Source organism: Photobacterium kishitanii, from assembly GCF_000613045.3.
Lineage (GTDB): Bacteria > Pseudomonadota > Gammaproteobacteria > Enterobacterales > Vibrionaceae > Photobacterium > Photobacterium kishitanii.
Window position 1 is genome coordinate 1,001,516 of record NZ_LN794353.1, and the last position, 14,332, is coordinate 1,015,847.

Genomic DNA, 14,332 nt, shown 5'->3' on the forward strand with positions numbered 1-14,332 from the left:
GTTATTTAATCCATAAATAAAAACGCCGCAATCATCATGATTGCGGCGTTTTTTTTGCTCTCTATAACGCTGGTGTTAAATAAAAGCCAGTAATGGTGAAATACACAGTAAAACACCAGTGACAATAATAAGGTTAGTTGCGATGCCTTTATATTGGTGTAACTGAGGAACTTGATACACTAAATACGCTGGAATCAAACAGCCAACAATACCGAATATCGGTGAGCAGATAGAGGTAAATGATAGGATGGGTAGATTTAAAGCAACGGCGCCCCATGCCACCAAGATAATAAAAAGAGTGGTAAATTTATCAACCAGCTTAGTGTTAATCTTATGACTTTCAAATTTACGCTCTAATATATTCATTGCTAAACCACGACACGCTTCTTTAAAGGCGAGGAAAACCCCAAAGAATGATGTCACTACGGCAAAGATATTGATCACAATTCCAACAATCGTCGCCCAACTACCAGGAAAGTAATGGGCAATCATGGCGAGAGCTGAAATATTCAATGCCATCGCATGTTTTGCTTCGGTTTGATTGATTGCAAAAGTAAATGATATTGCAAAGAAAAACACCACCACAAACAGAATAGTGAAAGCAATTTTCATGGCTCGAGTTGCTTTGTAGCGTGCAACTTCAATCGATTTTTCATGTGAGCGGTAAGAAATAACCATTGGGCTCAATGATTGAATGAACAGAATCGATGTCAGTGTAAAGGGTAAAGTAATAATGGCATTTTTAAGCATTAAGCCCCAGTTTGCCACAGGGGTGATATTATCAAAACTCCATTGTGGGACTAATAATACCGCCATCACCGCAACTAGTAGCAATACTGTTACCGCCATAAAACCAGAGATTTTAAATAAGAACTTTTCACTTTTCGAGCCGATATAACTTAATAAGCTTATTAAGGCCAAGCCATAAAAGACATTATTGTTGAGATGAGTTTTGGTGATCCCAAAGGAATGTAAGTAAGAGGCGCTATCATTGGTCACGGTTAATGAATAAACCAGCACCCAGATCACTAACATTAAGAAATATAATATCCCTAATGCAATGCCCCAGTTTTTGCCTAAATAACCTGAAATCACACCCGGATAGTCAGTACATTTTTTTGATTCCGCTAAGGTATTAATAAATAACTTTTGGAATAAATACATCGCAGGGTAGCCAATTACTGCGGATAGTAAAAAGACCCATAACCCCATCACTCCGACCTGAACCGGTAAGAATACTATCCCTGCACCGACAGCCATACCAATGCTCATCACTATCCAACCGATGTCTACATTGTCAAATTTGATCGCTTGTTGCCATTGTTCTTGGGTCATATTGGCTCGAACATGCAATGGCGTGTTCGTTGTTGTAGGAGATATCTTGACTGTTTGGTTCATATTAATTTCAGCCTTGAATAGTTAACCCAAACACAGTGTTTGGCTTATTATTTTGGCGGCGGCATGGCCAACCGTGTTCGCGTCTTGTTAGAAATATAAAACCGTCAAACTATAACTAGAGAGCAGTGAAAGAGTACTAGTTGCTCATGAAGCATGCTTTAAGTTGATGTTATTTAATATTTTATAACCACTTATCAAAAATAATAATAATGCGTAAACGCACAAAATGTCGTAATAACAGAATGTAGGGTTGTGTTATTTTTATAAGTTAGGCAGTGGTTTTTCTAATAGTGTTCGCGTTGTTTATTGCGGGAATTATTGCGCTAATAGGGTGTTTTTTAAATAACTAGAGGTAATAATATATCTCTAAAAAGAATATCAAGACGGGGTAAAACGCGGTTTTGACTGTTTTTTGCTGAGGATTATAGAAATAAGACAATATAATCCTCTAGATAAACATAAAAAAGCAAACGAGTTACCTAGCCTTTTCTATATATCTAGAGGAGTTACTCTCTATCTTACTGAATGTATGGTTATTTATTAATCATGATATCAAGGATCTGTACATCCGTTTGTGTCATTGAGCCATTGGCCAGTGCTGATAAGTTACGAATTGTACTGTCAACATCGTGTGCAACAATACCTTCATTACCCGTGACCCCAATACCATCTAGTGCCATCAATGCTGATTTTACGGCAGAGCCAGCTGACGATGATACTTTCATTGCGCAGCTCGTTTTTGCACCATCACAGATCATACCTGCAATATCACCAATCATGCTGTTGATTGCCGCGCTAATTTGCTTGATATCGCCACCGAGTAGCCATGTCATGCCTGCCACTGCACCCATTGATGCGGTGGTTGCGCCACATAATGCAGATAATTTGTTTTGGTAGCTTTTAATATAAATTGCCATTAGGTGCGACAACATTAATGCGCGAATAAGTTGCTCATCGTCAGCTTTGATAAATTCAGCAACCACAACAACGGGCATGGTGGCTGCAATACCTTGGTTACCAGAGCCTGAATTACTCATCGCAGGCTTCATCGCACCGCCCATACGGGCATCGGAAGCGGCAGCGGTGCGCAGTAATACGTCAGTTAATAAGCCACCGGCAAGTAAACCGCGTTCAACACTGCGTTGGAATGTAGCACCAACTTGAAGGCCATAATTACCTTGGAGACCTTCAATAGAAAGATCGTTGTTGAGCTGATAAGCCTGCTTAATAAATTCAATCTCAGCTAACGGTGCTTGGGTAGCAAAATCAAAAATGTCTTGTGCACACGCATCAATAAAAGGATTACTCTTGATGGTTTTTTTAGTTGCATGGGAGGTATTTTGAGGCTCAGCAATATAAGTTGTGATGCCATCTTCTTCAATTGCTAATACATGAGTATGGCTATCTGCAATTGTCACTGCTGCTGAATGGTTGGTACTAAAGATGGTGACTTTGGAGTAAAGAATATTACTAACATTGGCAACATTAACCGTCACTATTTTTTTATCCAGCATTGTTTTTGCGATAGCGACATTGTCAGTAGTTAGATTTTTGAGCACTTCCAACTGCGCGCTGCTATCACCTGCAACCGCACCTGCAGCGGCTGCTATTTCTAATCCTACCATACCTGTGCCTGGAACAGTAACACCCATACCATTTTTCATTAGATTAGCAGAAACAAGGACATTAATAGCCGTAATGTCTTGATGGTTTATATTGAGCTTATTGACAGCAATTGCTGCGGCTAATGCAACGGATACAGGTTCGGTACAACCCAGAGCTGGAACAACATCGCGTTTTACAACATCAATAAATGCTGGCCAAAGTGTGTGTTTCATTGCAATCACCTAATACTCTATATCAAAGAGTCAAAAATTACGGCTAAAAGAAAAATTTCATATTTACGAGGTAAATAATTAGTCAGCGGTGCATGTTATTTATTGATTGCGAGTATACATTTAGTCGTAAAGAAAAAAATCGTATATTTATTACTTACAGCAAGGTTAATTAGCAATATTTTCTACTATAACTATAGTGGGTAGTGTTATTGTTATATTGATCACAGTTTTTATGGGTTTATTTTTTACGTTAGCGGTGGTTAATTTTTATGGTGATGATGAAAAAATTGTTACGATAGGGACTGAAATATCAGTTTATGGTGGCAGGGATAGGCACTTTCTAGGTATCATTGTTATTTGAAAGATTATCTAAAGGTTGAGGAGCAATAACTTCAGCCTTTTATTTTCTTTAAAAAAGTAAACGTTTGCGTTGGTTGGCGATGAGGATTAACGACCAATGATAGCGGATTGAAACCAGACAATTATAGGAAGCCATCATGTCTGTTGACAGTACACATAATACTCCAAGTGAATCAACACGTGGTTTAGACCGTTATTTTCAAATCACTGAGCGCGGTAGCAGCGTTAAACAGGAAATTATTGCCGGATTAACCACCTTTTTAGCAATGGTATATTCGGTAATTGTTGTACCAAGTATGTTGGGTACGGCAGGATTTGATCAAAGTGCAGTCTTTATCGCGACCTGTTTAGTGGCGGCATTTGGTTCACTGTTGATGGGGCTATGGGCTCGTTTACCTATGGCTATTGGGTGTGCAATATCATTAACGGCTTTTACTGCATTTAGTTTAGTACTTGGTCAAGGGGTAAGTATTCCCGTTGCATTAGGTGCGGTGTTCTTGATGGGGGTCGTGTTTACTTTTATTACGGTTACCGGTATTCGCGGTTGGATCATGAGAAACATGCCAACGGGTATTGCTCATGGTACTGGTATTGGTATTGGTCTCTTTTTATTATTGATTGCCGCAAACGGCGTTGGTTTGGTTATCAAAAATCCACAGCCAGGCTTACCTGTTGCGTTTGGTGATTTCGTATCATTGCCTGTGATTATGTCGTTAGTCGGTTTAGCGACCATTATTGGACTTGAGAAACGTCGCGTACCGGGTGGTATTTTATTAGTGATTATCGCTATTTCAGTCTTTGGGTTAATTTTTGATCCTAATGTGAAATATCATGGTTTATTTGCATTACCGACATTCGGTGGTGACGGTTCATTATTAGGTTCTCTTGATATTATGGGCGCGCTTAACCCGGTGATCTTACCGACAGTATTAGCGTTAGTGATGACGGCTATTTTTGATGCAACTGGTACGATTCGAGCTGTTGCTGGCCAAGCTAACTTATTAACTGAACGCGGTAATATTATTAGCGGCGGTAAAGCATTAACTGCCGATTCTGTCAGTAGTATTTTTGCGGGTTTAGTGGGCGGCTCACCTGCTGCTGTTTATATTGAATCAGCGGCAGGTACGGCAGCTGGTGGTAAAACGGGTTTGACAGCAACTACGGTTGGTCTGTTATTTGTATTAATGCTGTTTTTAGCGCCGTTAAGTTATTTAGTACCTTCTTATGCGACGGCTCCGGCATTAATGTATGTTGGTTTATTGATGTTAAGTAATGTTAGTAAACTGGATATGGACGATTCTGTTGATGCATTATCAGGGTTGTTATGTGCGGTCTTTATTGTCTTAACGGGTAATATTGTTACTGGCATTATGCTCGGTTTTGTAAGTTTAGTGATTGGCCGTGTTGTATCTGGTGACTTTAAACGACTCAATATCGGTACGATTATTATTGCAATAGCACTAGTTGTCTTTTATGCCGGAGGCTGGGCTATTTAAGCTCACAAGACTATTTATTTATAATCAACCCGCGAATTAACGCGGGTTTTTTTATGTTCAAAATTATTATGTAGATATGTTTTTTTCAGATGCTCAAGCGTAAACTATTGTCAGATCTCTTTATTTTGGAGTTGTTATTTATGAAAAAAACCTTATTGGCGTTGGTTGTTGCCATCGGATTTAGCCAAGCTGCCAATGCCTGTACTGGGATCACATTAGCAACCACTGGCAATGATCATATTCAAGCGCGTACCATTGAGTGGGGACACAGTAATCTCAATAGTAAACTGGTTATTGCGCCACGCGATTATTCTTATACTTCAACCATGCCCGATCATAAATCAGGGCTAACGTGGGTGAGTAAATATGGTTTTGCTGGCATATCTGTTAGCGATGATAAGTTTATTGCGGAAGGGATCAATGAAAAAGGGTTAACTGCGGGGCTATTTTATTTTCGAGGTTATGGCTCGCTAGCAACGTATAATCCTAAAGATACTGCAAATAATATTACTGATATGGATTTTGTACGATGGATGCTCAGTCAATATTCTACTGTTGCTGAAGTAGAGGCGGCATTAAGTAAAATTAAGATCGTCACCGTGTATTTTGATGAAAAAGGCCAACCTTCGCCGACTGCGCATTGGCGAGTGTCAGATAAGCAAGGTAATAGCATCGTAATTGAAATTATGGATCACGGTAAGATCAATATCTATAAAAACACTGCTAAAGTATTAACGAATTCTCCTGATTATAATTGGCAGGTAACTAATCTTAATAACTATATTAATTTGCATCCTGGTATTAGTAAGCCTCAGCAAATTAATGGTGTTGCTGCGCAATCTTTTGGGGTTGGCTCTAACTTTGTCGGTTTACCTGGGGATATTTCACCACCGTCGCGCTTTGTTCGAGCGGCATTCTACGTAAATAGCGCACCAGCATTAAAAACCGCGCAGCAGGCAGTATCACAAGCATTTCATATTCTGAATAATTTTGATATTCCGATTGGGAGTGAATTTAACGATAAAGCACATATCCCTGATTTACCTAGTGCCACCCAGTGGACATCCGTAATCGATCAGAATAACGGTGAGTTGTATTACAAGACTATGTATAACAGCACTATTCGTCGAGTTGACTTAGCAACACTTAATTTCAATGCTAAACAAGAACATATTCAAGCGTTAGACAATGGCACATTTAGTTATCAGGATGTGACTGTTAAATAAAGAAAAGCCAGCGTAAATGCTGGCTTTTTATTAGGTTAATTGTACCTTTGGCGTCGGTGGTGGTGCTTTATGGATAAGCATATAAGCAGAAATACCGACAAAAATAAGAATGAAATAATCGAGTAGCCCATGTGGAACTGTCATAAATGGATGGGCAAATAAAGGACTGAGTACCGCGCCAATACTAAATGCAAAGAACATTATTTGGGCATTAGCAAATAAGAGCTCATCCGTCAGGGATTGGGTTGATTGTGCAATGGCTATTGGATATAGGGCAAAAATAGCGCTGCCAAATAGCGTTGTGCAAACAATTAGGAGTGGCGTATTTTCGGTTATTTGAAAACCCAAAATAGCGACAACACCAATTATACTAAATAATACAATTGATTGTGGTTTTGTTAGTTTCATTTGAATGATTTTTGATAGCGGTTTTGTCAGTATACCGCCAATAATAATACAGGCCATTAAATAGCTAGTTTTGTGTTGGTCATAACCGCAATTATGGAGCTCTAATGGCATCAAACCATATAGCGAGCCTAAAATTAACCCAGATGCTAAACAGCCAAGTAAACCTTGAATATTAATCTGACCAATAATATCTAAACTAATTTTAGTTGTACTGGTTATTATTGGTGCTGTTTTACACATTATGATTAAAGGCACTAGCGAGAAAGTAATCATTGCTGCAATAGCAATGAAAGGAGCGTAACCTTCAGTTCCCGTTATGCTGATCCCTGTTTGGCCAACGGCACGGCCTAAACAAAGTACTGCTGTATTCGTTGCTAATCGTGCTGCTTGTTGTGATTTTGGTGTGACTAATAATAGCCACGATTCACATGAAATAAAAATACCTGCGACAGCTATTCCAGCAAAAAAACGACATATTAGCCAAATGGAAATATGAGGATAAATAGCCAAAATAACAACGGTCACAATATACAATAAGATAAAGAGTAAAATCCCACCTTTATATTGCAGTTTATTAACGATCGGTTTTGTTACAAACGCACCCAACAATACACCTAAGTAAAAGATACTGGTGAGATCACGTGCAAAAGATTGGTCAAAGCCAAAATTTTTAAAAGTAAACGGTAAAATACTCATTAAGAAAGCAGTACCGATAGAAAAAAGCCCAAGAGAAACTAAGACCCCATTATAACTTGTATATTTGAGATGATTCTCTGTAATTCGAGTCATTTACCCCTTCCACGTATAAATTATTTTTATCTATTTTATGTTATAAGGGGTATTTTTTTCTACTAATAGCGTAACAAATGTAACTCATGTGAGATCTTGGTTACAAAAATAGAATAATTATTACAAATTGTTCAGGTGTTGTTATAGAAGCCTGTGATAGACAGTTGTTGATAAATTATAGCGATCAATATAATACTCACGTCTGTTAGCTATTAAACAAAGCGGTTGTTAATTGACCTTAATATTCATATTTGGTGTATTGTAACGATCAAAAATGGAAACTTGCTTTGCGAGATCTGCATTTTGTCTAGGTTAGTTTATTAACTTGAAAACTGTCGAAATATAGACAAAATAACAAAATAGCGTCATTTAATTGCTATTCAAGGACACTTTCGTTTTTAAACTATTTAAAATCAGTCGCTTATTTTTATTTTGTTACGTAATTGTAATGAAAAAATATTCATGGTTAATGAGAATATAACCTCAATTAGCATTTTTAATGATAGTGATTTTTAATTCATTCTATTTGTGTATCTAACGTTGCAATTTACATGGGATGACAATTAATTTAATGCTGGTAGATTTTAGAAAAAGACGAGTTACCTTAGGGTTTTGTCATTATTTTATTATTTATTAAACGTTGGGGTTAACTATGAAAGTTGTTATTGAAATTTTAGAATCAGGCACATACCGAGATCAGGCGTGGGAAGGAACGTTCTTATCTACTAAAGGTGAGTTGCGTGCTGTGACACCATCTTATGCAGCCCAACTGATTGGTCAATCAAAAGCCGCGCTTTATCTTGATGACCATGGGGAAATGAAATTTGCATAATTACCTATATGGTATCCAAAATTAGAAATGGCGTTTCTATTAACTAAAAATAGAAACGCCATTTTTTAAGAATGTATGTTAATAGTATTTACAATGTAAATTTGTTATTAATCAATTCATTACTTAAAATCAATGGTGGTAAAGTGTGGGTTTTTTGTGATTGCAGTCATTGATGAAAGATTACTTAATACTACCGGCTGCTGCTGTTGCTCAATCAATAACATAATACATTCTTCACGGTTCTTATTATAAAATGTATCGTGTGCAATACCTATAATATGGCTGCCATCATTTAACGTTAGCTTAATGTTCAAATGATGCATACAGGCTATTTCGATATAATCATGTTGGTGACAACTTAGCATGCGATTATCCTTATAGAATTGATAACTATCATTAAGTAATTATACTAATAGTTAGCGAAATAAATCTAATAGGTTATGTATAAAGGTCAGTAGCATACCTAAAAAATCCATTAGTCCTGCAAGAAATGAAAACATCGTGATATCTAATTTATGAGTAATACTATAAACAATAGCAAAAGGGTCGTAGAAAACGACCCTTTAATTGCATTCTTTATTTTATTACGCGGTGGCAGGTTGCTTTTTGATCTTTGCTTTTAAGAAGCGATCAATTGGCATTTCTATTAGTTTATAACATAGGAAACCAGCGATGGCGCTACCGATAATCATCGCCATAACATAAAGCGGTCCAATATTAATAATACCAAGCTTACGCATTACGATAGTAACACCAGTAATAATAAATGGATGTACTAGGTATAATGCATATGAAGACATGCCTAATTGATATAAGAGGTTAATCTTTGGTATTTTGGATTCTAAAGAAACAAAGCCAATAAATAATAGAAACATTGGAATGCCATAAACAATAATATGTCCTAAGGTATGGATCCAAAGTGAACTATAGAAATTATTTGTTATCATTATTGCTATTGCTATCAGTGTAGTAATGATAGCTGTTTTAGTTGAAAGCATTTTATTGGTTATAATCTTATATGCAACAATACCCATTACAAACTCTATTAGCACTGGGTTTGTAATAAATGTGGTTGGTTTTAGCACCCATTTTGGATCTACTGGTGGGAATACTAGACCTATTATTACAAGAATAATTAAAGTAATAGATGTAAATAACTTTTGATTATTTTTAGAGAATAAAAAGAAAGCAAAGACTAAATAGAAGAAAAATTCATAGCTTAATGTCCACGCATTATTAATTAAATAAGGGTTTCCATTAGGTATTAAAGTAAAAGAAGAAAATATAGATGTAGGTCGCGTTGATGATGAATTGACTAAATCTGGATTGATTAGATAAATAGTTAACGCGACGCAGGTTAAAATCCAATATAAAGGTGCGATCCTTACTACTCGAGCTTTCATAAATGAAGTAAAAGACTGTCGATTTCTATCTACAGTTAAGCACATGATAAAACCAGATATAATGAAGAATAGATCGACACCACTACCACCAATTTTAAATGAGCTCAGAAGATCAATGTTATAAATTGTTGCCTTATGGCTTGAGTGGGCAATAACCACCATAATTGCAGCTAAGGCGCGTAGATATTGTATCGATAGGTACACAGTAAATCTCTTTATATTTAGTGGATAGAAATTTTTAAAATATGTTAACACTAGCCAATATAAAGACAACCGAAGTGCAAGTTTTATTTGTGAAATGCACGTAAAACCATAACTAAAAACTATATAAATAATTTTATCATTTGTTTTGTGAATGTGACTCTGAGTCTAAATAATCATTATTGCCTCTGTTTTTTTTTATTATCGTTAATAAAGATAAAAAATCATAAATGACTAGGATTAAACATTTAGAGTGAGGAATCGCGTTTTAAGAATGCTAACTAATACTATGATAATGATTTGAATTTATTGAGTTTGGTATTTTGATAATAGTGTTACTGGAAATTATATAACGCGTTAATTTTGCTTACTCGAAGCAACCATTATTATCACCACATTTATATAATGACATGGAAAGTAATCTGTCATTGCTCGTGTTTTCATCCATTTTAAGCTTTACGCTCAAAAAGTAGTTAATTGGAACTTTTTTGTGTTTTTTTGCTTTACAGTTACGGCTGATAACTATAGTATTCACCGCAGTTACGGAGAGATGGCTGAGTGGTTGAAAGCACCGGTCTTGAAAACCGGCATACGTTTATAGCGTATCTAGGGTTCAAATCCCTATCTCTCCGCCAAATTTAATTGTTGAGTTTCGACTTGGCAATAAAAAAGAAATTAGTGTGCCGACTTAGCTCAGTAGGTAGAGCAACTGACTTGTAATCAGTAGGTCACCAGTTCGACTCCGGTAGTCGGCACCATTAAATTTCGGTGGGATTCCCGAGTGGCCAAAGGGAGCAGATTGTAAATCTGCCGGCACTGCCTTCGAAGGTTCGAATCCTTCTCCCACCACCATTATTTGTAAAGATACATCGCAGGTATCGTATAATGGCTATTACTCCAGCCTTCCAAGCTTGAGATGCGGGTTCGATTCCCGCTACCTGCTCCAAACAATTCCCTCTTAGTTCAGTTGGTAGAACGCCGGACTGTTAATCCGTATGTCACTGGTTCAAGTCCAGTAGAGGGAGCCAAATAGAAAAGCCCGCAAGCAATTGCGGGCTTTTTTACGTCTAAAATTTGGTAACAGTAGGGTGTTAATCCTTAAATAGTGGTTCATCATCACTAGGAAATTCCCTCTTAGTTCAGTTGGTGCTTCTTTATTGGGAAGATTAGCGGACTGTTAATCCGTATGTCACTGGTTCAAGTCCAGTAGAGGGAGCCAAATAGAAAAGCCCGCAAGCAATTGCGGGCTTTTTTACGTCTAAAATTTGGTAACAGTAGGGTGTTAAGCGCTCAAATACTGGTTCATCCGTCACGATATAATTCCCTCTTAGTTCAGTTGGTGCTTCTTTATTGGGAAGATTAGCGGACGGTTAATTCACATATCACTGGTTCAAGTCCAGTAGAGGGAGCCAAATAGAGAAGCCCGCAAGCAATTGCGGGCTTTTTTACGTCTAAAATTTGGTAACAGTAGGGTGTTAATCCTTAAATAGTGGTTCATCGATCACGATATAATTCCCTCTTAGTTCAGTTGGTGCTTCTTTATTGGAGAGATTAGAGCCTCCGGTATATATTAAATTCGGTATACTTAAAAACGTCATAATTTAGTCATATTATTTTCATTGAATGACAAGAAGATAGGTTACCTTGTTTAATAAATATGTAATTAACTATGAAAAAGTACCTTTTCCTTATTAGTCTACTAATAAATTGTACGTCAGTATTTGCGATACCAAATTTTTCAAAAATTGATACCTATACAATAAAAGCCGATCAAAATTACCTTGCAGCTACTGCGGCTAAAAATAAAAATGGCACTATTAATGCGGTCATTGAAATTCCGACGGGAAGCAATGAAAAATGGGAAGTTAGCAAAGTTGATGGCTCAATAATTAACTGGGAATTTAAAAATGGGCAACCACGTATTGTTCATTACCTTGGTTATCCAAGTAACTATGGCACGATTCCCAATACGGCATTACCGAAATCTCTAGGTGGTGATGGTGACCCATTAGATGTGTTAGTGCTTGGCTCTGCAATGGTGCAGGGAAGCATTGTACAAGTTCGTTTGATTGGTGGTTTAAAAATGCTAGATAATGGCGAACAAGATGATAAATTACTCGCAGTACCAATTACAGAGCAATCCCCATTTAAAAAAATCCATTCAATAAAGGAAATGCAGCAATATTATCCAGGTGTATTAACTATCATCGAAACATGGTTCTCTAATTATAAAGGCTCTGATGCAAAGGTTGATATTCAAGGGGTAATCTCTAAACAAGAAGCATTAGACGTTCTTGATAAAGCAATTAAATATTATAATGAGACTTAGAAGAGATAATTTATATTATTGATATATTAAATAAATTTAAAAGTTGCTCATAGTAGTGACTTTTTATTTCGTCGATTGCGTTGTCTACTTTGATAGTTAAGTGGTTTTACTTCTTTTAATGTTACGACTATAAAAAGATAAATTGAACTGATGTAATATATAAATAAAGATTTCATAAATAGTGAATTACTACTCATAAGTTTATTGTAATAATAAGTTAAAATTAATTATGAAGTTACTTGCACATGAGAAAAAAGAGATTATTTATTCCAAAGCTGCCTCAATTGATAAAAATTCAATCTCATAATAATATTATGATATTTAATGAAATAGATAACAGAATTGAATTTTGCAAATTAATGTCTGAGTTCGTAGAGAAATATAATGTATCTATTTATGGATTCTCTTTATCTGATTCAGAGTGTTATTTTATTCTTTATAGCGAGGATCTTGAAAGTTCTAGCCGTTATATACAATTACTATTGAAATCATATACGTCCTTTTTTAATAAAAAATATAAAAGAACTGGAACGTTATGGTCTGGACGGTATCATAATATGCCTTTTGAACTGAATGCATATTTATTAATTGTGTTATCCTATATAGAGAAAAAAGTTTCTCATGATGAGCTGTATAGGAGTAGTTATCTTTATCATATCGGTAAAGAGATAGACCCGTTAATATACAATATTTTAAATAAAAATTTTACTAAGAAACGGTTGGATGAAAAAGAATATATTCTTTTAAATTATAAATTGGTATTGAAAATAAACCATAGCCAATTCTTCAGAGAAAAAATAGAACCATATATTCATCAAAATTGTTTACTATCTACAATAAAAAATCTTAAAATCCACGAAGATAATGAGAAAAAAACATTAAAATTTCATTCTGTAGGTCGACCAAAAAAGCATGTTTTCAAATTTAATTTAAAAGAAAATATATTGAATTTTGAAAGAGAGTGTGGGATTTGCTTTAATAAGCATGGCTATCAAAAACTAAACCTACAGTTTTTTAATAACCAAGGTGAATTATCGACAGATGGAACGTTATCTATTATTTCATCGGCAAAAAATTTATTACTTGATAATGAATATTATTTTAAGGGGTGGTATCAATATGAATTTTTTTGTAATGAGCTTGATATACTTGAAGAACATTATGAATGTGGTTCTGAAATCATAGGTAAATCAAGCATTGTAGATGAGGTTGAGCAAATTGCTTTATATTGGGAAATATTATCTAAATTTGGTGTATCATCCTATGTTCACCTCCATATAAATAATGTTGGTGATTCAAAAACATTATCTTGTTATAGAGATGCTTTAAAGAAATACTTCTTACCATATAAATTATTGCTAACTGATAATGATCTTAAAATATTAGAATCAACACCAGAAATTTTATTATTAAAGCATCCATCAATATTATCTGATGTAGTAAAAATGGCACCTAGGGTATTAAATTTCATAACTAATGAGTCTTATTCTAAATTTGAACGATTTCAATTTTTGTTGAATAAATTTAATATACCTTTTATTTTTGATAAGAATTTAAAATTAACAAAAAACACTAATAATATTAATTATAATAATAATGTTTTTTGTTTTTATTCAGGTGATGATATTTTATGTTGCGGTGGAAACTACTTAATCAATAATATTAATGCATTTGGAGGATCATTAAAAACAGAAAAAATACTCTCTCTGTCTAATGCTGTTTCTATAGACAAAGATCCATTATCCATAACAGTATTGAGTTTTAGTAATAACCATTATAAAGCTATTGAATTGTGTACCGAGCTAAGAAATAGATACAAGTCTTTGATTGTAAGATATTATCCAGTAAAGAAAAGAAAAAAAACAGAGTCATTTTTAAGAGAAATAAAGGATAGATTTATTTGGTTTGTTGATGAAAAAGAAGATAAATATTTTTTGTATGATAGTGAAAAAAAAGAATATGTTGATAAAGATATATATTTATATATCTCTCAGAAAATATCTTGTTAAAGTTAACTTAGGTTATTCATAAAGATATATGAATAACCTACTT

The 14,332-nt window shown here is 35.1% G+C and carries 10 protein-coding genes and 7 tRNA genes; 12 read left to right on the forward strand and 5 right to left on the reverse strand.

Annotated elements, in window-relative coordinates; translation table 11 throughout:
- Positions 1-75: 75 nt before the first annotated feature.
- Positions 76-1,335, reverse strand: a complete 1,260-nt coding sequence (locus tag PPBDW_RS19760) for an SLC5/6 family protein (RefSeq protein ID WP_156312926.1) — start codon at positions 1,333-1,335, stop codon at positions 76-78.
- A 596-nt stretch (positions 1,336-1,931) separates the two neighbouring features.
- A complete protein-coding gene (locus tag PPBDW_RS19765; RefSeq protein ID WP_036791895.1) occupies positions 1,932-3,236 on the reverse strand; it encodes an L-cysteine desulfidase family protein in 1,305 nt (434 codons plus the stop codon).
- A 497-nt stretch (positions 3,237-3,733) separates the two neighbouring features.
- Between PPBDW_RS19765 and PPBDW_RS19770 the strand changes: the two genes are divergently transcribed.
- Together PPBDW_RS19770 and PPBDW_RS19775 are read left to right on the forward strand one after the other, a co-directional pair.
- On the forward strand, positions 3,734-5,092 hold the full coding sequence (locus tag PPBDW_RS19770; RefSeq protein WP_036791897.1) for an NCS2 family permease: 1,359 nt from the start codon (positions 3,734-3,736) through the stop codon (positions 5,090-5,092).
- A gap of 140 nt (positions 5,093-5,232) precedes the next feature.
- Entirely contained in the window at positions 5,233-6,318 is a 1,086-nt protein-coding gene (locus tag PPBDW_RS19775) for a linear amide C-N hydrolase (protein WP_036791899.1), read from the forward strand.
- A gap of 30 nt (positions 6,319-6,348) precedes the next feature.
- On the opposite strand, the gene PPBDW_RS19780 is transcribed toward PPBDW_RS19775, so the two are convergent.
- Complete coding sequence (locus tag PPBDW_RS19780) at positions 6,349-7,515, reverse strand: MFS transporter (protein WP_036791902.1); 1,167 nt, start codon at positions 7,513-7,515, stop codon at positions 6,349-6,351.
- A gap of 652 nt (positions 7,516-8,167) precedes the next feature.
- Here PPBDW_RS19780 and PPBDW_RS19785 point away from each other — a divergent pair.
- A complete protein-coding gene (locus PPBDW_RS19785; RefSeq protein WP_036791905.1) occupies positions 8,168-8,347 on the forward strand; it encodes a hypothetical protein in 180 nt (59 codons plus the stop codon).
- 119 nt (positions 8,348-8,466) lie between these two features.
- Here the strand turns inward: PPBDW_RS19785 and PPBDW_RS19790 are convergent, their stop codons facing one another.
- The gene (locus PPBDW_RS19790; RefSeq protein ID WP_036791908.1) at positions 8,467-8,712 is read right to left on the reverse strand and encodes a Rho-binding antiterminator; all 246 of its coding nucleotides are present in this window, start codon (positions 8,710-8,712) and stop codon (positions 8,467-8,469) included.
- 219 nt (positions 8,713-8,931) lie between these two features.
- Positions 8,932-10,005 (reverse strand): acyltransferase family protein, encoded by a 1,074-nt coding sequence (locus tag PPBDW_RS19795; RefSeq protein WP_341534701.1) that lies wholly within the window; start codon positions 10,003-10,005, stop codon positions 8,932-8,934.
- Between the two features lie 490 nt (positions 10,006-10,495).
- On the opposite strand from PPBDW_RS19795, the gene PPBDW_RS19800 reads away from it, so the two are divergent.
- The 9 genes from PPBDW_RS19800 (at position 10,496) to PPBDW_RS19840 (ending at position 14,289) form a co-directional block, all read left to right on the forward strand.
- Positions 10,496-10,586 (forward strand) — tRNA-Ser (locus tag PPBDW_RS19800).
- A 47-nt stretch (positions 10,587-10,633) separates the two neighbouring features.
- A tRNA-Thr gene (locus PPBDW_RS19805) sits at positions 10,634-10,709 on the forward strand.
- Positions 10,710-10,718: 9 nt separating this feature from the next.
- Positions 10,719-10,803 (forward strand) — tRNA-Tyr (locus PPBDW_RS19810).
- Between the two features lie 19 nt (positions 10,804-10,822).
- Positions 10,823-10,897, forward strand: a tRNA-Gly gene (locus PPBDW_RS19815).
- Positions 10,898-10,903: 6 nt separating this feature from the next.
- Positions 10,904-10,979: transfer RNA gene (locus PPBDW_RS19820), tRNA-Asn, on the forward strand.
- Positions 10,980-11,079: 100 nt separating this feature from the next.
- Positions 11,080-11,170, forward strand: a tRNA-Asn gene (locus PPBDW_RS19825).
- A 102-nt stretch (positions 11,171-11,272) separates the two neighbouring features.
- Positions 11,273-11,363, forward strand: a tRNA-Asn gene (locus PPBDW_RS19830).
- A gap of 257 nt (positions 11,364-11,620) precedes the next feature.
- Entirely contained in the window at positions 11,621-12,280 is a 660-nt protein-coding gene (locus tag PPBDW_RS19835) for an inorganic diphosphatase (RefSeq protein WP_036791911.1), read from the forward strand.
- Between the two features lie 245 nt (positions 12,281-12,525).
- Positions 12,526-14,289, forward strand: a complete 1,764-nt coding sequence (locus PPBDW_RS19840) for a HisS family protein (protein WP_036791912.1) — start codon at positions 12,526-12,528, stop codon at positions 14,287-14,289.
- The last annotated feature ends 43 nt before the right edge of the window (positions 14,290-14,332 follow it).

Excerpts from the sequence above, each read along its gene's own strand:
- PPBDW_RS19760 (WP_156312926.1), bottom strand. The coding sequence starts at position 1,335 with ATGACCCAAGAACAATGGCAACAAGCGATCAAATTTGACAATGTAGAC.
- PPBDW_RS19765 (WP_036791895.1), bottom strand. The coding sequence starts at position 3,236 with ATGAAACACACACTTTGGCCAGCATTTATTGATGTTGTAAAACGCGAT.
- PPBDW_RS19770 (WP_036791897.1), top strand. The coding sequence starts at position 3,734 with ATGTCTGTTGACAGTACACATAATACTCCAAGTGAATCAACACGTGGT.
- PPBDW_RS19775 (WP_036791899.1), top strand. The coding sequence starts at position 5,233 with ATGAAAAAAACCTTATTGGCGTTGGTTGTTGCCATCGGATTTAGCCAA.
- PPBDW_RS19780 (WP_036791902.1), bottom strand. The coding sequence starts at position 7,515 with ATGACTCGAATTACAGAGAATCATCTCAAATATACAAGTTATAATGGG.
- PPBDW_RS19785 (WP_036791905.1), top strand. The coding sequence starts at position 8,168 with ATGAAAGTTGTTATTGAAATTTTAGAATCAGGCACATACCGAGATCAG.
- PPBDW_RS19790 (WP_036791908.1), bottom strand. The coding sequence starts at position 8,712 with ATGCTAAGTTGTCACCAACATGATTATATCGAAATAGCCTGTATGCAT.
- PPBDW_RS19835 (WP_036791911.1), top strand. The coding sequence starts at position 11,621 with ATGAAAAAGTACCTTTTCCTTATTAGTCTACTAATAAATTGTACGTCA.
- PPBDW_RS19840 (WP_036791912.1), top strand. The coding sequence starts at position 12,526 with ATGAGAAAAAAGAGATTATTTATTCCAAAGCTGCCTCAATTGATAAAA.